Source organism: uncultured Faecalibaculum sp., from assembly GCF_910588395.1.
Taxonomy (GTDB): Bacteria; Bacillota_I; Bacilli_A; order Erysipelotrichales; family Erysipelotrichaceae; genus Faecalibaculum.
The window spans coordinates 16,240-39,960 of record NZ_CAJUPA010000016.1; the positions used below are offsets into that span (position 1 = coordinate 16,240).

Here is a 23,721-nt window from a genome sequence, read left to right on the forward strand (position 1 = left end):
CGCTGCTGCATGATGGCAGCCGGAAAGCGGAGGATTTGCCTGTGACAGGCAGTCTCCGCTTTTTTCCTGTCTGCCAACAGGGTAAAACCGCAAATAAGGCGCCGATTGCAGGGGCAACGGGCAGTGGGGTCTGTCCAGAGAATGGAAAAGCGGTACAATACTGACTGTGGAAGCGGAATACAGATGTCCCATCTGCCATGAGGGACTCACCAGAAAAGAGGGCACACTGGTCTGCAGAAACCGGCATGCGTTCAACATTGCCCGGCAGGGATATGTCAATCTGTCCCGGAAACAGAAACAGGCCGGGGACAACCGGGAGATGGTGCAGGCGCGCACCCGGTTTCTGGAGAAAGGGTATTACGGATTTCTGCGGGAGGCACTGGCGGATATGACAGCCGGGGCACGGACACTGGCGGACATCGGCTGCGGACAGGGCTGGTATACCCGGAAGCTGCAGGGACAGCTGAAATATGGATTTGATTTATCCAAAGAAGCCATCCGTCATGCAGCGGCCACAGACAAAGAGACGAATTATGCAGTGGCCGGCATCTATGATCTGCCGCTGGCGGATGCATCTCTGGATATGGTGACCAGCATCTTCACGCCGCTGCCGGAAGAGGAGATGAGACGGGTGATTCAGCCCGGCGGCACCCTCATACAGGTCATGCCCGGTCCGGACCATCTGCTGGAGCTCAAGGAGCTGGCCTATCCGCAGGCTTACCGCAATCCCGACAAGGTCCGGCACCTGGACGGCTTTGAAGAGCCGGAATGCATCCATGTGAAAAAGACAGTCCCGGTCAGCGATGTCTGGGATCTGTTTGAAATGACCCCTTACCGGTACCGGACCTCCAGCGAAGGTCTGAGGCGGGTCAGGGAAGCGAAACCGATGGACATCACCTTTGATTTTGTGATTGTCCGGCATCAACGGAAGGAGAACGACTAGATGGCAAAAGAACAGTCCGGCGGATTCCGCCGGGAAGGCGGATACAGAACCGAGAGAAAGGACAGCTGGAAGGGCAGAGATTTCAGGGGTGACAGCGGCGATGGCCGTGACCGGCGGAATTTCCGCGGATCTCAGGAGCGCCGGGACAGACAGGAACGGTGGGATGACCGTCCCTTTTCCCGGGAACGCCGGGACAGCCGGGACAATGGGTTCCGCGGCCGGCGGGATGACAATTCCCGGCCGGACAGGGACAGACAGGAACGCCGTCCGTTCCGGGAAGAGCGTCCCTGGCAGCTGGAACTGAAAGTACAGCGCTGGGGCATCAACGGGGAAGGAATCGGATACTACAACCGCAAGCCGGTTTTCATTCCGGCTGCCGTACCCGGGGAAACTGTACTGGTGGAAGTGGAAAAAGAACTGCCGAAATTCATGACAGCCCGCCTTGTGGAAGTCCGGGAAGCAAGTCCCAGACGGCAGCAGCCCCCCTGTGAACATTATCGGGAATGCGGCGGATGCAGTCTGATTCATGTGGATTACAAGGGACAGATGCAGATGAAAAAGCAGTTCCTGGAAGAATCTCTCAAAAAATATGCCGGATACACAGGCGGCACAGAACCCATGATCAAGAACCCCACGGTGTTCGAGTACCGGAACTCCTGCAAGATGCCTGCCGCCATGGTGGATGATGTGCTGGAAACCGGTCTCTACAAGCGGGATACCAATGAATTTGTGCCTGTTCGCAGCTGCGCGATTCATTCCCGGGTGCTGGAAAAGGTCCGCAGGGAGGTCATGGATATTCTCCGGGAAGGCGAAATGAAAGCCTGGAGCCGGAACAAGCGCGGCGGTCTGCGGATGCTTGTCATGAAGGAATTTGACGGCAGGGTGCAGGTCATTCTGGTGACCGATCCCATGGATGTGGATCCGGAAATCACTGCCCGGATCATGAACATTCCCGAAGTGGCCAGCATCTGGCAGTCCATCAAAACCGAGCGGGATCCGGAGGTGGAAACCTTCGGCAAGGTCATGCGCCATCTGGCCGGAGACGAAACGCTGTCACTGAAGCTGGGCGATTTCGATCTGTCGCTGCTTCCCAGATCCTTCTTCCAGCTGAATACAGCCCAGGCCAAGGTGCTGTATGACACAGTCCGGGACATGACTCCGCAGGGGGACCTGATCGTGGAAGCCTATTCCGGCATTGGCGGCATTTCCATGTTCGTTCACGACAAAGCCGGCAGGATCATCGGCATTGAAGACGTGGCGGATGCTGTGGAAAACGCCCGGGAAAACGCAAAGGCCAATGGACTGGAAAATGTGGAATTCATCAAGGGGGATGCGGCCGAGCAGCTGGAGGAAATCGCGGACAATGAAGACGTGGATACGCTGATCGTGGATCCTCCCCGTTCAGGGCTTCAGGACCGGATGATCGAAGCTGTGAAGTTCGCACAGCCAAAGCACATTGTGTATGTGTCCTGCAATCCCAGCACTCTGGCCAAAGACATTGCGGCGCTGGAAGACTATGAAATCGAGAAAGTGCAGCCAGTGGACATTTTCTCTCAGACAAGCAACGTGGAGGCTGTGGTCAAGCTGAAGCGGACAGAAGACTGAGCTGAACAGCACGCGGCAGGTGTCCGGGAACGGAGACCTGCCGCTTTTCCGGAGTTGCACTCCGGTGACAGACTGTATCTGTCTGTGAACTGGGACGCGGGTTTCAGGTACCAGAATTGTAAATGCGGCGTGAAAGGACCACACTGGATTCTGTAAACAGGAGGAAGCATCCATGTGTACTGCACTCAATTATGTCAACGGACATCATCTGTTCGGACGCAATCTGGATCTGGAGACAGATTATCCTGTGGGCTCCCTGATCATGCCCCGGAAGTATCCCCTGGCGCTGCGAAACAGCACCACGGTGGAAAACCACTACGCCACCCTTGGCGTGGGCATGAAAGTCGGCGGCTTTCCACTGTATTTTGACGCCATCAACGAAAAAGGTCTGGGGTGTGAAAACCTGGCGTTTTTCGGCATGGCGTATTTTCCTGACCCGCAGGAAGGAAAAAACAACATCGCATCCTTTGAACTGATCCCCTATCTGCTGGCAACCTGTGCCACGGTACAGGAAGCCCGGGAAAAGCTGAAGGACATCTGCATTGACAACACTGCCTTCTCCGATCAGTTTCCGGTGGAGAAACTGCACTGGATGGTGGGAGACCGGCATGAGTCCATCGTCATTGAGACCACGAAGGAAAAAGGCCTGGTGGTGTATGACAATCCGTACGGTGTCATGACCAACTGTCCGGATTTTGAATATCAGATGCAGAACCTGAGCTACTATGCCAATGTCACGGGCCGGGATATTTCCATCCGCTTTGCCCGGGATCCGAAGACCATGTGGGAGTATTCCAGAGGCATGGGCACCATCGGGCTGCCCGGCGGGACGGATTCTGTATCCCGGTTTGTCCGGGCAACTTTCACAAAACTGAACAGTTTCTGCGATCCGGAGGACACGGAGAAAAACATCGCGGAGTTCTTCCACATTCTTTCCAATGTGCAGCAGGTCAACGGCGAAACCGAACTGAAGAGCGGCAAGTATGAAATCACGCTCTATACCTCCTGCCTGGATACAGATGATTTCAGACTGTATTACAACACCTACTACAATCCGTCCCTGAACGGCGTGGATGGGCGGAAATTCGATCTGGATGCCGGTGAATGCAGCTGGATCCCCTTCGAAAAGAATCTGCAGGTGACGATGCAGAACTGAAGGCTGTCTGTCTTCAGTGCAGACTAAGACCCGGAGAGCTGTATTCCGGGTCTTTTTGCGGATTGGGTCATGTTCTCTGTCATGACTGCAGAAATGAAATCCGTTCCCGGACGTGGTGTCCGTTCAGGACTTCATTGACAAAGGCATCAGCGTAATCCAGATAGCTGATCATGCTTTTGCCATCCTTGTTCACTGTGAATTCTTCTCCTGCGTGGATGACGTTTCCGGTTTGCGGCTCATCAGGCTGAAAATCAGCAGCGGGAGAGACACAGGTCCAGTCAAGATTCGTTCTGTTCTGCAGATCCTTCAGCGCCCTGTCATGAGCAGCTGCCACAGGCTTGAAGAGTTCGGGAAAGTCCGGTGCATCTGTCACTGTCTGTGTCCGCTCTGCACTTGTATACAGACTGCCGGCACCTCCTACGACCAGCAGCCGTGTGCTGCAAGCGGAAAGGATGCTGGCCAGATGCTGTGCGCCTTTCCAGACTGTATCCATTGTTTCCGGTGCCCAGCCGCCCAGAGCGTCGATGACCACGTCATATCCCGCCAGATCCCGGGCTGTAAGTTCCAGGGCGTCTTTGCAAAGTGCAAACCTGGCTCTGGTCCGGTTGCTTTCACGAACCACGGCTGTAACGTCCTGACCTCTGTCAGCCAGTGCATTTGCAATCAGTCTGCCTGCGCGCCCATTCGCGCCAATCACTGCAATTTTCATTTTCTTTCTCCTTCCGGCTTTTCAGCGCCTCATTGCATCTCTGCAATGACCTTATAAGAATCAAAATGGAAGAAGGCACTTTACAGTGCTGCAGGCACCGAAAGGATACCAATGAACCGGGAAGGCTGCTGACCCGGACCGTCTATGCGGAAGTTCCTCCGCGGGTGGAGTATGAGCTGACTGATCTGGGCCGGTCATTGAAACCGGTACTGAAGTCTCTGGAAGAATGGGGAACCGGATATAAGAAAAGCCTGATCATTCGCGAGGACAGCTGATGAGCATCCGCGAATGATCAGGTTTTTACTGTCAGAGCAGCTGGGCCTGGACAAGGGGCAGGATCTGCTTTTTCCGGGACAGCAGCCCTTCCTGCAGCCGCACTCTGGATGGACTGCTTGTCATCTCCGCCAGCCGGCTGGCCAGATCTCCGGCTGCCAGCAGACAGGAACCGCCCAGCGGCAGCACAGTCACTGCCGTGACCAGCAGGTCTGCACCGGTGGCCTGGACATACTGCTCCATGGCGGTCTGCAGCTCTCCCAGGTCTTTCCGGTCCAGGGCGCCGGTCAGAATCTGGGAAATCCGCACATCCTGTCCCTGTATGTCAAACTGTTTGAGATCCGTTTCCAGATCCTGGACCAGATCCGAGCTTCCGCTGCGGGACAGAATCTCCTGTTCCAGCTCCCGGGCATCCACGCCGGCGGTGAATGCCAGATACTGCGCCAGCTGCCGGTCTGTTTCCGTGGTGGTGGGAGAGCGGAATCCCAGGGTATCGCTGATCATGCCGGATAGCAGCAGCCCGGCCATTGGTCCCGACAGGGGAATGCCGGCTTCCAGATACAGCCGGGCCACGATGGTGCAGGTGCTGCCCAGAATTTCGCAGCGGTAAAACACCGGTTCCCGGGAGAGAAACCCGCCCACCCGGTGATGATCGATCACCGCTTCCACTCTTGCAAGGCTGCCGTTTCTGACCGCCTGTCCGTCTTCATTGTGATCCACCCGGATCATCCGCCGTTCCTGGAAGTTCAGCGCCGCATCGGTTTCCAGAAATCCCTGCAGTCTGTTCTCTTCATCCACCACCGGATAGGCACGGAAACGGTGCCGGCGCATTTCCCGTATCGCATCCTGTACATAGATGTCCTGATGAAAGGTCACGGGGTCCGGGGTCATCACATGCCGGATCTGCACGGAGAAATACAGATACCGGGAGGTGTTCATGGAGCCGTGTCCGGAGATCACCACGGGACATCCCGCCTCCATGGCTGCCTGCTGGACTTCTGCACTCACCTGATCTGTCCAGACCAGGATGAGAAGACCGGCTCCCTGTTCAATGAGCCGCAGCTGGGCTTCGGGACTGTCGGCCACGATCACGATCCGATTCTTCACCTCATAGCGGCTGACACTGTGATCGGACAGTGCCACGATGGAGACCCGGCCGTCGATGTGCATCGGCTTGTCCGGGTGAACGGCAACGGTGCCTGAAAGCGTCCGGGCAATGTCCTCCAGTCTGGCCGTCTGCAGCAGCCGGATGCCCAGGGCTGTATCCTGCATGCCGATATCGGACAGGTCATTGCGGGTGACCATTCCCTGCAGCGTTCCATCTCCGCCGGTCACACCCAGGTAGGGGCGCAGAGGATCGTTCATGGACTGCAGGGCGTCGAAAATGGTATCAGTCTGGCGGCAGCTGCGGGCGGGACTCAGAGAAATTTCCCGCAGAGACAGTCTGGCGTCTTCCAGCAGGACCGGCTGACTGAACCCGAACCGCTTCAGAGCCCAGGCAGCTTCTGCGGGAACTGCTCCGGCCCGGCAGGCCACAGCCTTGTGTCCGGTCCGGCGGCATAATTCGGCTGTGGCTACAGCCGCCAGAATCGAATCCGCATCCGGGTTGCGGTGTCCGCATACATACAGCGTCATAGTCTTCCTCCATTGTTCCGGGAAGGCTGGTATCCGGTTCCCGGCAGTTTCATCATACCGTGAATGCAGACCCGGTGTCTGCAGACGGGCAGTCATGAAACGCTGACGGAAAGCGGCTTCAAGACTACAATGAAAGACAGAGGAAGGTGATCTTCATGAACACTGCATCTGAACAGACAGCAGTCATTCTGCTGGCACCGGGTTTTGAGGAAATCGAGGCGCTGGTACCCTTTGATCTGCTTCGCCGCGCAGGCATACACACAACTCTTGTATCTGTGGATGATACCACCGGCTGTACCGGAGCCATGGGACTGGAAGTAACCGGACTGACCCCCATGAAAGACTGTGATTTCACCCGGGCAGACGCGCTGATCATCCCCGGTGGTCCGGGATATGAAATTCTGGAAAAGAACCGGGAGGTGCTGAATCTGATCGAGTCCTTCGGCCGGAACAAGGTACTGGGAGCCATCTGCGCCGGCAGTTCCATTCCCGGAAAGCTCGGGCTGTACAAGGGAAGAACCTACACGGTGGTGCCTGATCTTGACGGCAGTTACGGCGGGACATTTGAAAAGGTGCATGCGGTGATTTCCGGCAACATCGTCACCGGGATTTCCGTTGGCGGCGCCTTTGAATTTGCCCTGGATCTCATCAAAGTCCTGAAGTCACCGGAAGCGGCGGATGACCTGGCCAGAGCCACCTGCTGGAGCCTGCAATGAAGTTCGTCATCGCAGGAGATTCCCACGGATATACCGGGCGGCTGGAGCAGCTGGAAGAGATTTGTGCAGACGGACGGATTTTCACCGGCGATCTGACGGATGATCCCGCCCGGATTTCCGGCTGGACAGCAGTTGCAGGCAACAACGACGAGTACTTCGGAATCAAGCTGCCGCCCATGGCCATTGTGGATGCGGATGATCATAAAATTCTGGTGATTCACGGTCACCAGTTTCCCGCAGGTACCCGTCACGGGCAGCTGGCCGCTCTGGCAGGGAAGTTTGGCTGCGACATTGTGATTTACGGGCACACTCATGTGCCGGTGATCGCCGAAGAAAACGGCATCCTCATCCTGAACCCCGGTTCGGTGTACCGCAGCCGGGATGGCAAGGGGACCAGTTACATGACGCTGGATACAGCCGGTCCCCGGCCGAAAGCGGAAATCATCAGAAAGAAGTTTCAATCATGAATCAGACAGTGACAGCCGGGGCGATGGTCCCCCATCCGCCCATCATTCTCCCGAATATCGGACAGGGAGAAGAAACGAAAATTCAGAACATTGCCGATGCATACCGGCAGGCAGCCAGGGAAATCATAGACTCGGGACCGGATACGATTCTGATTGTGAGCCCCCATGCCCCCTGTTATTTCGACTACATTCAGATTTCCGATGGTCCTGCGGGTCATGGCAGCATGGCGCAGTTCCGGGATCCGGCAGATTCTTTCCGGATTCCCTATGACCAGGAACTGATCCGGAAAACTGCCAGTCTCTGTGAACAGGCGGGGATCCCGGCCGGGACCCTGGGAAAGCAGGACGGCAGTCTGGATCATGGAACAATGGTGCCGCTGTATTTTCTGCAGGAAGCACTGAAGGCTGCGCCGGAAGGAACCAGGCAGCCGGCGTTTGTCCGCATTGGCACCGGCGGTCCCAATTCCCGGATGCACTACCGGGTGGGACAGCTGTTTGCACAGGCTGCCGCAGAACTGGGCCGGAAAATCGCCGTGGTGGGATCGGGCGATCTGTCTCACTGCCAGAAGGAAGGGTCGGGATACGGTTTCAAACCAGAGGGACCGGCCTACGATGCCATGATCATGGATATCATGGGCAAAGGGGATTTTCTGTCGCTGCTGGCCATTCCGGAGCAGACGGCGGAAGCCGCTATGGTCTGCGGGCAGAAACCTTTTGCCCTCATGGCCGGTGTGCTGGACGGCCTGAAGCCGCGGACAGAGAATCTGGGGCACAGTGCCGAGTTCGGCGTGGGGTATGGCGTGGTGACCTATACCAATCCGGTTCCGGATGCCAGCCGGGCTTTCCTGGAACCGGCGGAAGAAGCCGCCAGAAAACAGTACGAGGCCAGAATCGGGAAGGAAGATCCCTATGTAAAAGCGGCCAGGGCGGTCATCAGCCAGTTTGTGCTGGAAGGCACTGTTCCACAGCTGGACCCGGTGGCGGACGAGGCAGCCGGCGTGTTTGTCTCTGTTCACAAAGACGGACAGCTCCGGGGCTGCATTGGCACCACGGAACCGGTGACGAAGAATGTGACCACGGAAATCATGCAGAATGCCGTGAGTGCCGTCAGCCGGGATCCCCGCTTTCCCGCCGTGCAGCCCTGGGAGCTGGAGGATCTGGACATCAGCGTGGATGTCCTTCAGCCGGCGCAGCCTATTGATTCCCCGGACCAGCTGGATGTGAAAAAATACGGAGTCATTGTATCCAAAGGAAACCGCCGCGGCCTGCTGCTGCCGGATCTGGAAGGTGTGGACACCGTGGAAAAACAGCTGGAGATTGCAAAACAGAAAGCCGGGCTTTCTCCCCATGAAACCGGCTGCCAGCTGGAGCGGTTCGAGGTGGTGCGTCACAGATGAAGTGCACCACGTGTTTTCACCAGTGCGACATTCCGGAAGGCGGCAGCGGCTTCTGCCGGGCAAGAGTCTGCAGGGATGGTCGGATCCAGCCGGAGAATTACGGCCGGATCACCAGTCTTGCCCTGGATCCCATTGAAAAGAAACCTCTTCATGATTTTTATCCAGGCAGTCTGATCCTTTCCGCCGGCAGTTACGGCTGCAATCTGCGGTGTCCTTTCTGCCAGAATCACGAGATTTCCCAGGAAAATCTGCAAAGCCGGTCATTGTACATCAGTCCGGACCAGCTGGTGGCGGAAGCGGAAAAATACGTGCCGGAAGGGAACATCGGGATCGCGTTTACCTACAACGAACCCATGATCGGCTGGGAATACATACGGGATACGGCCAGACTTGCCAGCAAAAAAGGGCTCAAGGTGGTGGTGGTCACCAATGGCACCGCCAGCCTGGAGGTTCTGGAAGAAATACTGCCCTGGGTGGATGCCTTCAACATTGACCTGAAAGGCTTCACTGATCCTGTCTACCAGAGCTATGCCGGCAGTCTGGAACAGGTGAAGGCATTCATACAGCGGGCAGCCGGAGAAGCCCATGTGGAAGTCACCAGCCTCATCGTCCCGGGCAAAAACGATTCTCCGGAACAGATGGATCGGCAGGCTGCCTGGCTGGCTTCCGTGAATCCGGACATTCCGCTGCACATCACCCGGTATTTTCCCCGCTGGAAAGATACAGATGCTCCCACGGACATCGGGCTGATGAAGGAGCTGCAGCAGGTGGCGCAAAGGCATCTGTCAAAGGTGTACCTGGGCAATGTCTGACAGAACGCCGATGGAGGACTATGATCCTGCATTCGAGGAAGCCGGCAGCGGACCGGCGCTGATTCTGCTTCATGGCAACGGCGAGGACCGGACCTGGTTTGCGCATCAGATCCGGGGCCTGTGCAGCATCCGTCATGTCTATGCCCTGGATACCCGGGGACACGGGCAGAGTCCCAGAGGACAGGCTCCCTTCACGCTGGAGCAGTTTGCGGCGGATCTGAAAGCGTTCATGGACCGGAAGCAGCTTGAGCAGGCGGATATTCTGGGCTTTTCCGACGGTGCCAATACCGCTCTGCTTTTTGCCCTCCGGCATCCGGACCGGGTGCGCCGCCTGATTCTGGCCGGCGGCAATCTGTATCCGGAAGGAATGAAACCGGAAGAACTGGCGGCTCTGGAAGGTGAATACCGCTGCGCACAGGGGCGGCAGAAGGAGCTGCTCTCTCTGATGGTGAACGAGCCGGCTGTCGATCCTGCCCGGCTGGCGGATCTGAACCTGCCGGTGCTGGTGACAGCAGGCAGTGACGATCTGATCCTGGAAGAACACACCCGTCTGATGGCTCAGTCGATTCCGCAGGCCCGGCTGGTGATTCTTCCGGGCAGTCACTGGAATGCAGCCGAGCATCCGGATGTCTTCAATCAGATGGTGCAGAACTTTCTGGAGGAGTGAAGCTCCGGAACCTGTCCACGGCACCAGCAGACCATATTCTGCAGCTGACCGGAGCCTGTCTGCCAGTGCCCCGGTTTTTCTGCCGGCGGCACAGTACGGAGGGCTCCCTTTTCCGCTATACTGAAAAGCACAGAGACGGAAAGAGGAATGGATCATGAAACCCATCATCGGCATTGCAGCCAATCTTCTTGCTGACCGGCATGAACGGGTGAAAAATCCGGTGAAGCATGCGGTGGAACAGGATTATGTGCAGGCCATCAGACAGGCTGGGGGCATCCCGGTGGTGATTCCGGTACAGGCGGACTGTGAGGCCATCCGGCAGATTGCCGCCCGGGTGGACGGCATCATCCTGATTGGCGGCAGCGACATCAATCCGGTGCTGTACAGACAGAAGAGTTCAAAGACCTCCGGCCGGGTTTATCCCCTGGTGGATCAGTTTTATCTGGATCTGATTCAGGCAGCGGATGAGCTGCAGCTGCCTGTGCTGGGCATATGCAAGGGACTGCAGGCACTGAATGTGGCTTTTGGCGGAACGCTTCATCAGCATCTTCCTGCCCATGTTCAGGACAAACCGATGCAGCAGGCAACCCACCGGGTTCTGCTGAAGGAAGGCAGCGTGCTGGAACAGGCGGTGCAGGACCGCGAGATTCTGGTGAATTCCTTTCATCATCAGGCCATCCGGGATCTGGCAGCGGGCTTTGATGCCATTGCCTTTGATCCCGATGGTGTGATCGAAGGAATTCAGAGGACAGAACCGGGATCCTGGATGACCGGAGTGCAGTGGCATCCGGAAATACTGGCCAGACACCGGGATTCCGCCAGCTGCGCGCTGTTTCGGGCGTTCGTGACCCGGTGCGCAGAGCCCCGGAAACCGCAGCAGGATGTGGCGCCGGAACAGCAGAGACAGAAACGCAGAGGATGAAAGCTCTGCAGGAAAGGGAAATCCACATGAAAATCAAGTATATGGGCGCATTCAGCGGCAATGAAGAGGATCTGCCCCGAAAACCCCATCGCCCCGGGACTGTGCAGTTCCGGGAGCCGGATATGAAAAAGCTGGCTTTGCGGGCCAATGTCATCGCCCTGGTGATCATTGCCTTTCTGTTTGCCATACTGGCTTTTCAAAGCTGGTTCACAGTGGATGGATGGAGTTTTGTTCTGGGAGCACTGGCGTCTCTTGTCTGTGCCATACCCCACGAGTACATCCACGCCATCTGTTTTCGGGAAACCGCTTATATCTATACAAATCTGAAGCAGGGAATGCTGTTTGTGGTGGGACCGGAGGACATGACCAAAGGCCGGTTCATCTTCATGTCCCTGCTGCCCAGCATTGTCTTCGGTCTGATTCCCTATGCCGCGGGACTGGTCCTGCACAATGTGTTTCTGGCAACGCTGGGCGCCACGTCCCTGGGCATGGGATCCGGAGACTACATCAACGTCTGGAATGCCCTCTGGCAGATGCCCAAAGGCGCCCTGACGTATCTGTACGGATTTCATTCCTTCTGGTACCAGCCACATGATTCCCGGCAGCAGCCGGCCGGCACGGAAGCTGAAACTGAATGAAGCAGTCCTGACTGCGGACAGCTTTCCCGGCACCGGGTCTGACCGGCACCGGGTTTTTTTGCGCCTTCGCATTTCCGGGCTGCTCCCGGTCCGGCACAGGTGGTATCCCGTAATCTGGTGCAGACCGGAAATGAAATGGAAAATAAAAAATCGCAGATGAATCTGTTTTGACTGTGCCGGCGGGCTTATAATGAAGTGACGGAAAGCGGGGTGGTCAAAAATGAATATACCGGATGACAGTACAGCCCGACCGCGACATTGGACCACCCTGCTCAGATACTGACACTCTGACCTGAGCCCTGGTCCCTTTTTCCATGCAGAAAGGGGGAAAACAGAATGCAGGAAGAACCCCGGAACTCCGAAGCCGAATCCCTGCGCCAGCGTCCGGACTACGAGGCAATCATCGTGGAAGCCGTGCGCACCAGCACAGCCCCGCGCATTCTTGCCATGCAGCTGGATAATTATCATGCCGGAGACATCGCAGACGCCTTCTTCAGACTCACGCTGCCCGAACGGGAAAAGCTGTACCGGATTCTCAAACCCGACACCCTGGCCGACATCCTGGAATATCTGCCGGACGACCAGCGGATTTCATTCATCAACGAACTCACCCTGCGCAAAGCCGCAACGGTGCTCAACCGCCTGGAACCCGATCAGGCCAACGATCTCATTCAGTCCCTGGTCCCGGAAAAGCAGGTCCTGCTCATGGAACTGCTGGACTCGGAAATGCGGGCGGACATTGCCCTCATTGACTCCTACGACGAGGACCTGATCGGTTCCCGCATGACCACAAACTTCGTCGAAGTCCCGCGTCACGTCACAGTGAAGGAAGCCATGAATCTTCTCGTGAAACAGGCGGCGGACAACGACAACATTTCCACGATCTACAGCTACGGACAGGATCATATGTATGCCGGTGCCGTGGATCTCAAGGATCTCATCATCGCCCGGAATGACACGCCTCTGGAGGAAATCCTGGTTTCCAGCTACCCCTATGTCTACGGCTCGGATCAGGTGGAAGACGTCATTGACGACCTCAGGGACTACAATGAAGACTCCATTCCAGTCCTGGGAGCCGACAACCGCATTCTCGGGGTCATCACCACCCAGAATCTGCTGGAGGCGCTGGACCAGGAAATGGGAGAAGACTACGCCCGTCTGGCCGGTCTGACTGCCGAAGAAGACCTGGAAGAGACACTGTTTGTCTCTTTGAAAAAGCGTCTTCCCTGGCTGCTGTTCCTGCTGGGTCTGGGACTCATCGTCTCCTGGGTTGTCTCCCTCTTTGAAGGTGTCGTGGCTCAGATCCCCCTGGTGCTGGCATTCCAGTCCCTGATCCTGGGCATGTCCGGCAACGCCGGCACCCAATCCCTGGGTGTCACGATCCGGGTCCTTATGGACGATGAACTCACCGGAAAGGAAAAGCGTCATCTGGTGGCCAAGGAAGTCCGGGTGGGATGTGTCAACGGACTCATCATGGGACTGCTGTCCTTTGTGTTCCTCGGCCTCTACATCTTCGCCGCCAAGCATCAGACCCTGGCCCAGTCCTACACCATCTCCGGCTGCATCGCCCTGAGCCTGTGGCTGGCCATGATCGTTTCCTCGCTGACCGGCACCACGATTCCGCTGTTCTTCAAAAAAGCCGGCGTGGATCCCGCCGTCGCCTCCGGTCCTCTGATCACCACCGTCAATGACCTGTGCGGGGTGATCCTGTATTACAGTCTGGTGTGGCTTCTGCTTCTGCAGATACCCGGAATGTAGGTGACGGGTATGGATGACACAAACATGACACCCCGGACCCCGGAAACAGCCGGAACCGGTACAGGGTACAGGAATCTGCGTGACGAAGGGAAAATCGACCGGCATTACGCAGCGGAAATTGTCGGACTTGTCCGCTCCTCCCTGGCACCGGCCATCCTCAAGGACAAGCTGGAGGATTACCACGAAAACGACATCGCCGAAGCCTTCGACGATCTCCATCCCGCAGAACGCGCCCGTCTGGCCACCCTGCTGGACACAGACCAGCTCACGGACATCTTCGAGAGTATGGACGAAGAACAGCGGGACCGCTTTTTTCCGGAACTTCCGCTGAAAAAAGCCGTGGCTCTGCTCAACCGGGGCATGGACGCGGATACAGCCGCAGAACTCCTGCGCAGCACCAGCCCTGTCCGGCGGGACCTCATCGTGGAACTCCTGGATCCCGAAGTCAGGGACGACATCCGGCTGGTCTCCAGCTTCACCGACGAACAGATCGGCAGCCACATGACCACCAACTACATCGAGATCCCTGTCAGCGCCAGCGTCAAGGAAGCCATGCGGCTGCTCAAGCAGCAGGCCGAGGAAAACGACAACATCCAGACACTCTATGTGCTGGACAAAGACGGAACCCTCGCCGGCGCCATTGACCTCAAGGATCTCATCATCGCCCGCAGCAGCCAGCCGCTCTCGGACATCGTGGCCCAGAACTATCCCTATATCTACGCAAGCGAGCAGATCGATGAAATCCTGGATGAGCTCAAAGACTACAGCGAGGACTCCATTCCGGTGCTCGACAACGACAACCAGCTGGTAGGTGTCATCACAGGCTCGGATGTTCTGTCCCTGTATCAGGAAGAAATGGAAGAAGACTACGCCCGTCTGGCCGGTCTGTCCGCCCAGGAAGACCTGAACGAAACGCTCTTTCGCAGCGTGAAAAAGCGGATCCCCTGGCTGTGCATTCTGCTCTTTCTGGCCATGGGCGTCTCCAGCGTAGTGGGACTCTTCGAACCGGTGGTTGCCCGCCTGACCATGGTCGCCGCCTTTCAGTCTCTGATCCTGGGCATGTCCGGCAACGTCGGAACCCAGTCTCTGGCTGTCAGCCTCCGGGTCCTGACAGACGATGAACTCACCTGGAATCAGAAACTCTACCTCGTCTTCAAGGAAGTCCGCACCGGTGCTGCCAACGGCCTCATCATCGGCCTGTTCTCCTGCCTGGTCATGGGCATCTACATCTATTTCGCCTTCCCCTGGGACCTGGCTACATCCTATGCCATCTCCGGGGTCATCGGCCTGAGCATGCTGATCAGCATGGCAGTATCGTCTCTCTTCGGTACCGTGATCCCGATCTTCTTTCAGGCCATTCATGTAGATCCCGCCACCGCCTCCGGACCCCTGATCACCACCATCAACGACCTGACCGCGGTCCTGACCTACTACAGTCTGGTGCTTCTGTTCCTGATACAGATCATGCACCTGGCCGGGTGATGCCGATGGACGGCCAGCCGTCCTGACAGGGCATCACGTGGACCTGGTGCCGGAAACGGGACGGGAAGCATGGAAGCTGACAGCCGCTGAAAAGCGGCTTTTACTGAATGCAGACAGATGTCAAAGCTGCAAGGAGGAAACTATGCATATTTCGGAAGAAGCCTGGATCGCGCCAGGGGCTGTGGTGGCAGGAGATGTTACCATGGAAGCCGGCAGCAGCGTGTGGTTTCACTGCACGGTGCGGGCTGAAGAAGAACCGGTGGTGATCGGGAAAGACTCCAATGTCCAGGACAACAGTGTGATCCACACAGATCCCGGGTATCCGGTGATCCTGGGGGATTCAGTGACAGTGGGCCACGGCTGCATTCTCCATGGCTGCCGCATCGGTGATGAAACGCTGATCGGCATGGGGGCAATTGTTCTCAACGGGGCCGCCATCGGGTCTCACTGTCTGATCGGCGCCGGCGCTCTGGTGACTCAGAATGCGGTCATTCCGGACGGCTCTCTGGTTCTGGGGTCCCCGGCCAGGGTCATCAAGCCTGTTACAGAACAGCAGATCCAGGAAATCCGGGAAAACGCGATGGAATATGTCATGCTGTCCGGACAGTATCGTCTGGAAGCCCACGCGCTGTGGTCCCCCGGAAAAGAATGAACAGCCAGGATGATATGAGGCGATGGACCGGGGCGTTTCTGCGCTATGCAGAGGCTTTCGGTGACAAAGACCCCCGGTACCGGCTCAAGCGCATCCATACCCTGGGTGTGCTGGGCTACATGAATGCCCTCCTGAAACTGGAAGGTCTGGACCAGGCGCAGCCTGATCTGGCCAGTCTTGCCCGGATCGCAGCGGTGTTCCACGACATCGGGCGGTTCGAACAGCTGAGGCAGTACGGCACATTTTTTGACAGCCGGAGTGTGGATCATGCGGCTCTTTCCGTCCGGATTCTCCAGGATACGGATATGCTTGCCGACCTGGATGCGGACAGCCGCAGGCGGGTCATGGAGGCCATTGCCTGGCACAACCGTCTGGAGGTACAGATCCCGGATCCGCAAACCCGGCTGGTCTGCGATCTGCTCCGGGATGCAGACCGGCTGGATATTTTCCGTGTATTCGCCACGGAAGACATTCAGGATACGACAGCTCATACTCTGCAGGAAGCCTGGGAGTCGCCTGTGGCCGACAAAGTGAAATCTGCACTGCTTTCAGGAAAGTGCGTGAACAAAGCCGACCGGCAGTCCGCCATGGACATCTGGCTGACGTATCTGGGCTTTGTCAACGACTTTCATTTTGCTGCGGCGTATCGTTTGTGTATGGCGGCAGGATTCTGGCGGCGGCGCTTTGATGCGCTGCCACAGGCAGATCCGGCTGTTGAGGCATGCGTAAGCCATGCGGAGGCATTGTTGAATGAAAACTGCAGAAGAACTGAAACAGATTCTCAACCGGATCGAGGGACGTCCCTATCCGGCGTATAAAGATACACAGGGCATTTACTCTTTTGGCCCCTTTTTGCTGTCTGTGGACCATGTCCAGGGCGATCCCTTTGCTGCACCCAGCGACGTATCGGTGCTGGTGAAGCAGCCGGGATTCCCGAAGGAGATCCTGCAGTCCCGACAGACCCGGATCGCTGCCCAGGATATGATTCTGCGGTTTTTCGGTCAGGCTCTGAATCAGGCGGCTGTCCGGGGAAAAGGATCGGGCAAGTCCGGCAGACTGTCTGTAACCAGACCCGGTCAGGAGATCCTGGAACGCACTTCCTGTCACATCTCGGAAGACGGAGCCATCCGGGTGCGGTTCAATATCGGATTTCCGGCCAATGGACGCCGGATCCTTGCCAGAGAGCTGGAACGCATTCTGTTTGTGACTGTGCCGGAGGTGGTGAACAAAAGCCTGATTTACCGCAATTACACACCAAAGATGAAGGAACAGCTGGAAGAAGCCTGGAAACTGGCGGCGGATCAGAGCGCAATCCGGGAACAGCTGGATGCACTGGGCCTGGCGGCATTTGTGGCAGATGGATCCATTCTTCCCAGAGAGAGCGGTGTGTCGCAGAAACCCATGAAGGACGCCATTCCCTTTGAAGCACCGGCGTCCCTGCGGGTGGAAGTGGACACACCCTGGCGCGGAAAGCTCACCGGGCTGGGAATCCGCAAAGGAATCACGCTGATTGCCGGCGGTGGATATCATGGAAAATCCACTCTGCTGGAAGCGCTGGAGCGTGGTGTCTATGATCACATTGCCGGAGATGGCAGGGAACTGGTCATCACGGATGCCACCGCCGTCAAATCCCGGGCCGAAGACGGACGCAGTGTGCAGGATGTAAATATTTCCGGCTTCATCACCAATCTGCCCAATGGAAAAGACACAGAGGCCTTCAGCACGGAAGATGCCTCCGGCAGTACGTCTCAGGCAGCTGGACTGGCAGAAGCACTGGAAGCCGGGGCACGCACCCTGCTGATTGATGAAGACACCAGTGCAGCCAACTTCATGATCCGGGACAACCTGATGCAGGAAGTGGTTCACGGGGATCAGGAACCCATCATTCCCTTCGTGGACCGGGTACGGGAGCTGCGTGACAGCAAGGGTGTAAGCACCATTCTGGTGGCAGGCTCCTCCGGCGCTTTCTTCGACAAAGCCGATACGGTGATTCAGATGGATCAGTATATCCCCAGGGACATTACCGAAAAAGCCAGGGAAGCTGCGAAGAACTATACCTTCAAAGAGAAGGAGAACCTCCGGCCCTTTGACAGCACCAGTACCCGCATCGTGCACAAGGCGAAGGAATCCGAGCGTTCAAGGGTCCGCTCCCGGGGCATGGACACCATTTCCATTGACCGGCAGGATATTGACATGCGCTATGTGGAGCAGCTTGTGGATCCGGAACAGCTGGCAGCGATTGGACAGCTGCTCCGTCTGGCAAACCGGGAGATCGTGGATGACAGAAAGACACTGAGCGAGGTTGTCTCTGCGCTGCAGAAGCGAATGGAATCCGGCGGACTGGATGAAACGGTCCGGGGCCATGGCGCAGCTGTGCGTCCGCAGGAACTGTTCGCGGCTTTCAACCGGCAGCGGTTCCAGAAAATCACACCGCTGGAAAATTGAATAAAGACAGCAAAATTCATGAACAGCGGGGAGACATCCACAGCTGTACACGTTCATAAGCATTTATGATGCGTTCAGCCGTCAAAGCGTGTATAACTGTAGATGAGCAAAGAATTGCTCCCGAATTCCCGGACATGCAACAATGTCTGACTGAAGAAGGTGACTGTGCACGGTTGCCTTCTTTTTTTCGTTCAGGGGATCCGAAATTCGGATCGCCATGAACGAAAAAGACAGCCTGAGAGGCTGCCGGATAATTCAGTAAAACTCTTCCTGTCCTCATTCAAAAGCTGCCGAACTCACTTTCCTTGCCAGTTCCTCCCACTGCAAACCTGTTTCCTGTTCCAGGGCATCGACCTGTCTTTCCAGATCAGGGTAATGGTATCGCAGCTGATAGACAGGCAGATGCAGTTTGAGGGCTGTCTTGTTGAAGGCCATCACGGCACCAGGATCCAGAAAAAATCCAGGTGCAACTCCAGTGAGGCAGGCCAGCACAGTCTGCCCGTTCTTTGATTTCAGACAGCGGGTCATCGCTTCCACTCCTGCAAAGCCATGCATAAGAGCCAGATAACTGATTGAGGAGCAGTTCAGGACAAGATTCAGAATCTCAATGATCCGGTTGAGTGATTCCGTGGAAATGGTTCCATTCCAGTAACCTTCACATATCGAAAGACACAGCATATTGCCGCTGATGAATCCGGTTTCTTCATCCAGGGCCTTCTGTGCATACTTCAGAAGGGTGTCTTCTGTGTTCCGGTCCCGGGGTTCACCATTTTCCAGGCGGTCCATGACCGCCACCGGATGGGCATCCCTTTCGTCTCCCGAAATATGAATCATTGCCTGCAGTCCATCGATCAGGAGAGCTTCTGGTATGGCAATCCGTCCGGCAGTGCCCAGCATGAAAGGTACTGTCTGGTTTTCCGGATTGTTCCGGAAATAATCAATGATGGCCGGCGCAAAGTCCCGCAAAGAAATCATGGTCCTTTCCAGCTGTTCCTCCTGCACAGCAGACTTGTCCAGAAGCAGAGCCAGCTTCTTTACTCGAGAGGGAATGGCTGAAGATGTTTTCCTGGGCTTTTTCGGCATTGTTTTTTCCTTTTCCTTGTTTTCCATTCAACTTTATCAGTGCTTGCAGCAGCTGGCAAACAGAACTCCGGCAGGACTGAATGATTTACAGGATCAGTGAATGAAAAAGCCATGACCTGACAAGAGGCCATGGACCGGTTCTTATGGTTGCAGGCTGTATCCCGGCTGATTGGACTCTGCACCAGACAGGCCATGATGCAAACAGATCTGTTCAGTTCACAGATCCGAGGCTCTGATCGGATGTCCCGATGCCGAGATATTCCCGGATTTTGGGCATCTTGGCTCTGGCATCGTGATAGCCAAGGTAGTACAGTTCCCCCAGTTTTTCCATATCTCCCTCCAGACGGGAAATCGTCACCGGCTGACTGGGCGCAATCTGGATGATGCGGCGGCGCCGGCTGAGCCGTTCGATTTCTTCCATCTGGCGGTCATAGCGCTCATTGGACGATGCAAGAGCCTGCGCAAAATCCGGACTGGCATGATAGAAGCGCTGAATCATGTCTTTCTGCAGCTGGGTATCTGCACCTTTCCGGTATCCATCCGGGCGGGTGCGGACCACGATGATTTTTTCAAACTGCTTTGACAGCGCCCATTCAATGGGGACTTTGTCTGTACAGCCGCCATCCAGGTACGGCACTTCATCAAGAACCACAGGCTTGGAAACAAAGGGCATGGAGGCGGATGCCTGAACTGCCTTGAGTATATCCACAGGCTCCTTTTTTGAAACATACCTGGCAGCTCCGGTGTTCACATCGGAAACCACAGCGTAAAAATCCCGCCGGGGATCCTGGAACCGGTCCCAGTCAAAGGGTTCCTCCAGCTGAAGATCGTTCATGACAAAGTCAAATCCGATCACCCCGCCGTCTTTGAGAAGGGGACGGGTGCCGACATACCGCTTGTCATGACGGTATCGAAGGTTTATCCTGGCAGCCCGGCCGATCTGGCCGGCCTGGTAATTCAGGCCATTCATGGCCCCTGCAGATACGCCAATGACTGTCTGAAGGCTGATTCCTTCTTCCAGCAGCGCATCCAGCACACCGGCTGTATACAGTCCGCGGAAAGCGCCGCCCTCCAGAACCAGACACCCGGGCGTGACTGTATCCGGTGCTTTCCCTTTGGGCAGCAGTGCCCACCCGGAGAAGACTTTTTCCCGGGAAATTTTTGCATCTTTTGCCATTGGAATGCCTCCTTTTCCCGAACAAGTTTACCTGCTTTTGCCACAGGGCGCAAAACGTTTTAGAATCATAGAGACAAACCGGAGAAACTGTCCAGTGCCTTCGGTGACTGATGAAGGAGACGCATATGGAAAAATGGATGACTCTGATTTTGAGTGCTGTTCTTCTGGCAGGATGCACAGCAGAGCAGCCCGAGCCGGAAACCCGGGAGGAGGAACCTGTGGAAATCATTGAAATGAAAGGATCAGAGCCGGGTGGACAGAAGTATCAGGCGGTGATCAAAGTCAAAGACTATGGAGACATTGTTTTTGAGATGGATGAAGGAATTGCGCCGGAGACTGTGAAGAATTTTGTGAAGCTTGCACAGGATGGATTTTACGACGGTCTGACGTTCCATCGTCTGATTGAAGGGTTCATGGCGCAGGGGGGAGATCCCAATGCGGATGGTACAGGCGGAGCGGATGAGGAAATCGAAGGTGAGTTTCTCTCCAACGGCTTCAACAATACGCTGAAGCATGTCCGGGGTACGGTTTCCATGGCGCGCAGCAGTGACCCGGATTCCGCATCCAGTCAGTTTTTCATCGTTCAGGAAGATGCACCCAGTCTGGATGGGGAATATGCGGCTTTCGGGACGGTGACTTCCGGAATGGATGTGGTGGACAAGATCCTGAAGGACGCTGAACCGGAAGATGGCAATGGCACGATTGACCGGAATGAGCAGCCGGTTATTGAATCCATTACCGTGACCAAAGAAGACTGATGTGACGGTTTCCAGATACGGCCGCATGATGGATGATGCGGGGCTTGTCATACTGCTGGAGGAAGTAAAGAATGATTTCCGGGCTGCAGGAATTGAACCTGGACGGATCCGGTCGGTGTCTTTTTCGGGAAGACTGACAAGGAGCCGGGGCAACTGCCGGCGGGAAAGTGATGGACTGTATTCCATTCATATATCTTCGCGGCTGAAAGGTCATACAGATCTGCTGCGGGAAACACTGGCTCATGAGCTCCTGCATACAGTGGCTGGCTGTTTTGACCATGGTCATGAGTTTCAGAAACTGGCTGTGCGTCTGGAAGCCTGCGGGTATCACATTCAGAGAACTTACGAGCCGGAAGCCTTTGAGATGGAAGGCCGTTACCGGTTTCGCTGCAGCAAATGCGGTGTGACAGTGACGCGGACCCGCAGATCAAGCTTCACGGAGTTTCCTGAGCGCTATATTCACAAAGGCTGTGGCGGTCATTTTGAGCCGCTGCCGGTGCATCCCGAAAAAGGGAAAAGGCAACCTGCTGTTCCGGCACAAAAGCCGCCCGAATCGGACGGCTGATGTGTCTGCATGAACCTGTCATGCCACCTGGAACCAGGCGCAGAAGCTGCCTTTGCAGGCAGGAAGTTGAACCGGAATCACTGCAGGATTATAATGATTCCAGAACAGCAGAGCCGTGCTGCTTTCGGTAAGTTAGTTGTCCCTGTCGGGACCGCCTGAGCGTGTGCTAGACGACTCAGGCATTTTTTCGTTTCTGATCTGTTTCATGGTTTTGTGCAGCCGTTTCCAGAACTTCAAACCCGATCGGCAGAACAGGCATCCTGGCAGGTGCCTGCTCTGCGCGTCGGGTTCAGACACAGCCTGGATGCGCTTGTCCTGTTGCGCAGACACCCCTGCCAGCGTTTTTTTTCTGCAACAGCAAAAGCCGCCCGAATCGGACGGCTGATGTGTCTGCATGAACCTGTCATGCCACCTGGAACCAGGCGCAGAAGCTGCCTTTGCAGGCAGGAAGTTGAACCGGAATCACTGCAGGATTATAATGATTCCAGAACAGCACAGCTGTGCTGCTTTCGGTTACTTAGTTGTCCCTGTCGGGACCGCCTGAGCGTGTGGTAGACGACTCAGGCATTTTTTCGTTTCTGATCTGTTTCATGGTTTTGCGCAGCTGTTTCCAGAACTTCAAACCCAGCAAGCCGAGTTTGAGGCTCTTTTCCAGCAGAAAAACCAGAAACAGAAGAATCATCAAAAGTTCCATGCGGACCTCCGTCAAATTCCGAAGTTCAAAAATACCCGGTCCGGCGCACGCAATCCACGCAGACACCCTTCACCAGAAGCAGCCGCAGCTGCATCGACAGTATAGCAGAAGACTTGTTTTAAGCGTCATAAATCAGCAATATTATCAAATCGACTGATGTATACTACGTAAATGATTACTTCATATTTACGTCACCTTCCCTCTGCTCAGCATCCGCAGCCCATTGACTGCCACAGAAAACCCCCGGCATTTCTCAGAATCCCGGGGGTTTGACCATTTCACTTTCTGCAGGATCCGGTCACTGCTTCAGATGCAGCCCCTTCAGGATCCACTCAGCACCCTTCAGAAGCCCCGTGGAGTAAGCCCAGGAAGAAACCGGTCGGCTGATCAGGATGATTGTCAGAAACTTCTTCCAGGACATGCCGTTGAGCCCTGCCAGCATGCAGAGAATGATGTCCGGGGACACCGGCAGAAACATGCAGATGGTGAAGAACAGCGTGAAATGCTTTGTGGAGCGGACCCAGCGCTGGTATTTCTCATAGGTCTTCGGACTGGTCAGGGACAGAATCATCCGGTCGCCGAATTTCTTCGCCATCCAGAACCCCAGGGAACAGTTGATGACTGCAGTGGCATAGTTGAAGAAAAACGCCGGTACAGGCCCGAACAGCACGATGCCAATGGACCCCATGGATCCCATGGGCACAATGGGGATATAGGAACTGAACACGGAAATGGCAATGAACAGAACCGGAGCCAGGGGACCGCATTTCTCCAGAAACTGCCGGATCTGTTCCGTATCCACACCGGAACGCAGAAACCAGATCAGAAAGCCGGCGAACATCACCGTGGATATGATGGAAATGATGAAATTGCGTTTCCGGACCCTGGCGCCGGCATCCTGTTCCATGCTCATACTGAACCTCCTGTTTTTATCAGTGTAACGGAAAGATGGACAAAACGGACGGTCGTTTATCCGCCGTTCACCGGTCACATTCACCAGGCTGTCTGCATATACCCGGCAATGTCTGCTTGACCTGCCTGTCTCTTTGAGACAAAGTGAAAACATGAAACACTGGCTGTATGACCGCCGCACCCTGTTGCTGCTGCTGGCGATACTATTCGGAATCCAACTGTTCATTTTTTTTGTATATGATCTGAACCCTGATG

General features: G+C 55.9%; 24 protein-coding genes. 18 read left to right on the forward strand and 6 right to left on the reverse strand.

The window, feature by feature from the left end; genetic code table 11:
• Window positions 1-166: 166 nt before the first annotated feature.
• From QZ305_RS05730 to bsh, 3 genes are all read left to right on the forward strand, one after another.
• On the forward strand, window positions 167-943 hold the full coding sequence (locus QZ305_RS05730; RefSeq protein WP_294730751.1) for a putative RNA methyltransferase: 777 nt from the start codon (window positions 167-169) through the stop codon (window positions 941-943).
• Window positions 944-2,548 carry a 23S rRNA (uracil(1939)-C(5))-methyltransferase RlmD gene (gene rlmD / locus QZ305_RS05735; protein ID WP_294730753.1) on the forward strand — a complete coding sequence of 535 codons (1,605 nt, stop codon included), beginning with the start codon at window positions 944-946 and terminating at the stop codon, window positions 2,546-2,548.
• Window positions 2,549-2,720: 172 nt separating this feature from the next.
• On the forward strand, window positions 2,721-3,704 hold the full coding sequence (bsh, locus tag QZ305_RS05740; RefSeq protein WP_294730755.1) for a choloylglycine hydrolase: 984 nt from the start codon (window positions 2,721-2,723) through the stop codon (window positions 3,702-3,704).
• Between the two features lie 79 nt (window positions 3,705-3,783).
• Here the strand turns inward: bsh and QZ305_RS05745 are convergent, their stop codons facing one another.
• Window positions 3,784-4,413 carry an NAD(P)-dependent oxidoreductase gene (locus QZ305_RS05745; protein WP_294730757.1) on the reverse strand — a complete coding sequence of 210 codons (630 nt, stop codon included), beginning with the start codon at window positions 4,411-4,413 and terminating at the stop codon, window positions 3,784-3,786.
• Between the two features lie 65 nt (window positions 4,414-4,478).
• Here QZ305_RS05745 and QZ305_RS05750 point away from each other — a divergent pair, with 65 nt between their 5' ends.
• Window positions 4,479-4,688: a helix-turn-helix domain-containing protein gene (locus QZ305_RS05750; RefSeq protein WP_294730758.1), complete on the forward strand. Its 210-nt coding sequence runs from the start codon at window positions 4,479-4,481 to the stop codon at window positions 4,686-4,688.
• Between the two features lie 31 nt (window positions 4,689-4,719).
• Here the strand turns inward: QZ305_RS05750 and QZ305_RS05755 are convergent, their stop codons facing one another.
• The gene (locus tag QZ305_RS05755) at window positions 4,720-6,321 is read right to left on the reverse strand and encodes a putative manganese-dependent inorganic diphosphatase (protein WP_294730759.1); all 1,602 of its coding nucleotides are present in this window, start codon (window positions 6,319-6,321) and stop codon (window positions 4,720-4,722) included.
• A 155-nt stretch (window positions 6,322-6,476) separates the two neighbouring features.
• Between QZ305_RS05755 and QZ305_RS05760 the strand changes: the two genes are divergently transcribed.
• The 12 genes from QZ305_RS05760 to QZ305_RS05815 all read left to right on the forward strand — a co-directional run bounded on the left by QZ305_RS05760 (window position 6,477) and on the right by QZ305_RS05815 (window position 18,277).
• A complete protein-coding gene (locus tag QZ305_RS05760; RefSeq protein WP_294730760.1) occupies window positions 6,477-7,037 on the forward strand; it encodes a DJ-1/PfpI family protein in 561 nt (186 codons plus the stop codon).
• Window positions 7,034-7,504, forward strand: coding sequence for a metallophosphoesterase (locus QZ305_RS05765; RefSeq protein WP_294730761.1), 471 nt, complete (start codon window positions 7,034-7,036; stop codon window positions 7,502-7,504). Before QZ305_RS05760 ends, QZ305_RS05765 begins: the two co-directional genes overlap by 4 nt.
• A complete protein-coding gene (amrA, locus tag QZ305_RS05770) occupies window positions 7,501-8,901 on the forward strand; it encodes an AmmeMemoRadiSam system protein A (RefSeq protein WP_294730763.1) in 1,401 nt (466 codons plus the stop codon). Before QZ305_RS05765 ends, amrA begins: the two co-directional genes overlap by 4 nt.
• Complete coding sequence (locus QZ305_RS05775) at window positions 8,898-9,713, forward strand: radical SAM protein (protein WP_294730764.1); 816 nt, start codon at window positions 8,898-8,900, stop codon at window positions 9,711-9,713. Before amrA ends, QZ305_RS05775 begins: the two co-directional genes overlap by 4 nt.
• A complete protein-coding gene (locus QZ305_RS05780) occupies window positions 9,706-10,380 on the forward strand; it encodes an alpha/beta fold hydrolase (RefSeq protein ID WP_294730765.1) in 675 nt (224 codons plus the stop codon). The genes QZ305_RS05775 and QZ305_RS05780 overlap by 8 nt, the downstream gene beginning before the upstream one ends.
• 154 nt (window positions 10,381-10,534) lie before the next feature.
• Window positions 10,535-11,302, forward strand: a complete 768-nt coding sequence (locus QZ305_RS05785; RefSeq protein WP_294730767.1) for a gamma-glutamyl-gamma-aminobutyrate hydrolase family protein — start codon at window positions 10,535-10,537, stop codon at window positions 11,300-11,302.
• Window positions 11,303-11,328: 26 nt separating this feature from the next.
• Window positions 11,329-11,940: a DUF3267 domain-containing protein gene (locus tag QZ305_RS05790; RefSeq protein WP_294730768.1), complete on the forward strand. Its 612-nt coding sequence runs from the start codon at window positions 11,329-11,331 to the stop codon at window positions 11,938-11,940.
• Between the two features lie 336 nt (window positions 11,941-12,276).
• On the forward strand, window positions 12,277-13,698 hold the full coding sequence (gene mgtE, locus QZ305_RS05795) for a magnesium transporter (RefSeq protein ID WP_294730770.1): 1,422 nt from the start codon (window positions 12,277-12,279) through the stop codon (window positions 13,696-13,698).
• Between the two features lie 9 nt (window positions 13,699-13,707).
• On the forward strand, window positions 13,708-15,180 hold the full coding sequence (mgtE, locus tag QZ305_RS05800; RefSeq protein ID WP_294730771.1) for a magnesium transporter: 1,473 nt from the start codon (window positions 13,708-13,710) through the stop codon (window positions 15,178-15,180).
• Between the two features lie 142 nt (window positions 15,181-15,322).
• A complete protein-coding gene (locus QZ305_RS05805; protein WP_294730772.1) occupies window positions 15,323-15,832 on the forward strand; it encodes a gamma carbonic anhydrase family protein in 510 nt (169 codons plus the stop codon).
• 14 nt (window positions 15,833-15,846) lie between these two features.
• Complete coding sequence (locus tag QZ305_RS05810; RefSeq protein ID WP_294730773.1) at window positions 15,847-16,650, forward strand: HD domain-containing protein; 804 nt, start codon at window positions 15,847-15,849, stop codon at window positions 16,648-16,650.
• Entirely contained in the window at window positions 16,583-18,277 is a 1,695-nt protein-coding gene (locus QZ305_RS05815) for an ABC-ATPase domain-containing protein (RefSeq protein ID WP_294730775.1), read from the forward strand. Before QZ305_RS05810 ends, QZ305_RS05815 begins: the two co-directional genes overlap by 68 nt.
• Before the next feature lie 276 nt (window positions 18,278-18,553).
• On the opposite strand, the gene QZ305_RS05820 is transcribed toward QZ305_RS05815, so the two are convergent.
• Both QZ305_RS05820 and QZ305_RS05825 read right to left on the reverse strand, forming a co-directional pair.
• Window positions 18,554-19,387 (reverse strand): hypothetical protein, encoded by an 834-nt coding sequence (locus QZ305_RS05820; RefSeq protein ID WP_294730776.1) that lies wholly within the window; start codon window positions 19,385-19,387, stop codon window positions 18,554-18,556.
• Between the two features lie 184 nt (window positions 19,388-19,571).
• Window positions 19,572-20,537, reverse strand: a complete 966-nt coding sequence (locus QZ305_RS05825) for a patatin family protein (protein WP_294730778.1) — start codon at window positions 20,535-20,537, stop codon at window positions 19,572-19,574.
• Between the two features lie 125 nt (window positions 20,538-20,662).
• Here QZ305_RS05825 and QZ305_RS05830 point away from each other — a divergent pair, with 125 nt between their 5' ends.
• Both QZ305_RS05830 and QZ305_RS05835 read left to right on the forward strand, forming a co-directional pair.
• Entirely contained in the window at window positions 20,663-21,295 is a 633-nt protein-coding gene (locus QZ305_RS05830; RefSeq protein ID WP_294730781.1) for a peptidylprolyl isomerase, read from the forward strand.
• Window position 21,296: 1 nt separating this feature from the next.
• Window positions 21,297-21,860: a SprT-like domain-containing protein gene (locus QZ305_RS05835; protein ID WP_294730782.1), complete on the forward strand. Its 564-nt coding sequence runs from the start codon at window positions 21,297-21,299 to the stop codon at window positions 21,858-21,860.
• Window positions 21,861-22,377: 517 nt separating this feature from the next.
• Here QZ305_RS05835 and QZ305_RS05840 read toward each other — a convergent pair.
• Both QZ305_RS05840 and QZ305_RS05845 read right to left on the reverse strand, forming a co-directional pair.
• Window positions 22,378-22,554, reverse strand: a complete 177-nt coding sequence (locus tag QZ305_RS05840) for a hypothetical protein (protein ID WP_294730784.1) — start codon at window positions 22,552-22,554, stop codon at window positions 22,378-22,380.
• Between the two features lie 298 nt (window positions 22,555-22,852).
• Complete coding sequence (locus QZ305_RS05845) at window positions 22,853-23,467, reverse strand: TVP38/TMEM64 family protein (RefSeq protein WP_294730785.1); 615 nt, start codon at window positions 23,465-23,467, stop codon at window positions 22,853-22,855.
• Between the last annotated feature and the right edge of the window lie 254 nt (window positions 23,468-23,721).

Coding starts and splice junctions, on each gene's coding strand:
- QZ305_RS05805 (WP_294730772.1), top strand. CDS start 15,323: ATGCATATTTCGGAAGAAGCCTGGATCGCGCCAGGGGCTGTGGTGGCA.
- QZ305_RS05830 (WP_294730781.1), top strand. CDS start 20,663: ATGGAAAAATGGATGACTCTGATTTTGAGTGCTGTTCTTCTGGCAGGA.
- QZ305_RS05845 (WP_294730785.1), bottom strand. CDS start 23,467: ATGAGCATGGAACAGGATGCCGGCGCCAGGGTCCGGAAACGCAATTTC.
- QZ305_RS05810 (WP_294730773.1), top strand. CDS start 15,847: ATGAGGCGATGGACCGGGGCGTTTCTGCGCTATGCAGAGGCTTTCGGT.
- mgtE (WP_294730771.1), top strand. CDS start 13,708: ATGGATGACACAAACATGACACCCCGGACCCCGGAAACAGCCGGAACC.
- QZ305_RS05755 (WP_294730759.1), bottom strand. CDS start 6,321: ATGACGCTGTATGTATGCGGACACCGCAACCCGGATGCGGATTCGATT.
- QZ305_RS05780 (WP_294730765.1), top strand. CDS start 9,706: ATGTCTGACAGAACGCCGATGGAGGACTATGATCCTGCATTCGAGGAA.
- mgtE (WP_294730770.1), top strand. CDS start 12,277: ATGCAGGAAGAACCCCGGAACTCCGAAGCCGAATCCCTGCGCCAGCGT.
- QZ305_RS05750 (WP_294730758.1), top strand. CDS start 4,479: ATGGAAGAAGGCACTTTACAGTGCTGCAGGCACCGAAAGGATACCAAT.
- QZ305_RS05820 (WP_294730776.1), bottom strand. CDS start 19,387: ATGGAAAACAAGGAAAAGGAAAAAACAATGCCGAAAAAGCCCAGGAAA.
- QZ305_RS05775 (WP_294730764.1), top strand. CDS start 8,898: ATGAAGTGCACCACGTGTTTTCACCAGTGCGACATTCCGGAAGGCGGC.
- QZ305_RS05745 (WP_294730757.1), bottom strand. CDS start 4,413: ATGAAAATTGCAGTGATTGGCGCGAATGGGCGCGCAGGCAGACTGATT.
- amrA (WP_294730763.1), top strand. CDS start 7,501: ATGAATCAGACAGTGACAGCCGGGGCGATGGTCCCCCATCCGCCCATC.
- QZ305_RS05825 (WP_294730778.1), bottom strand. CDS start 20,537: ATGGCAAAAGATGCAAAAATTTCCCGGGAAAAAGTCTTCTCCGGGTGG.
- QZ305_RS05790 (WP_294730768.1), top strand. CDS start 11,329: ATGAAAATCAAGTATATGGGCGCATTCAGCGGCAATGAAGAGGATCTG.
- rlmD (WP_294730753.1), top strand. CDS start 944: ATGGCAAAAGAACAGTCCGGCGGATTCCGCCGGGAAGGCGGATACAGA.
- QZ305_RS05815 (WP_294730775.1), top strand. CDS start 16,583: ATGAAAACTGCAGAAGAACTGAAACAGATTCTCAACCGGATCGAGGGA.
- QZ305_RS05760 (WP_294730760.1), top strand. CDS start 6,477: ATGAACACTGCATCTGAACAGACAGCAGTCATTCTGCTGGCACCGGGT.
- bsh (WP_294730755.1), top strand. CDS start 2,721: ATGTGTACTGCACTCAATTATGTCAACGGACATCATCTGTTCGGACGC.
- QZ305_RS05785 (WP_294730767.1), top strand. CDS start 10,535: ATGAAACCCATCATCGGCATTGCAGCCAATCTTCTTGCTGACCGGCAT.
- QZ305_RS05765 (WP_294730761.1), top strand. CDS start 7,034: ATGAAGTTCGTCATCGCAGGAGATTCCCACGGATATACCGGGCGGCTG.
- QZ305_RS05840 (WP_294730784.1), bottom strand. CDS start 22,554: ATGGAACTTTTGATGATTCTTCTGTTTCTGGTTTTTCTGCTGGAAAAG.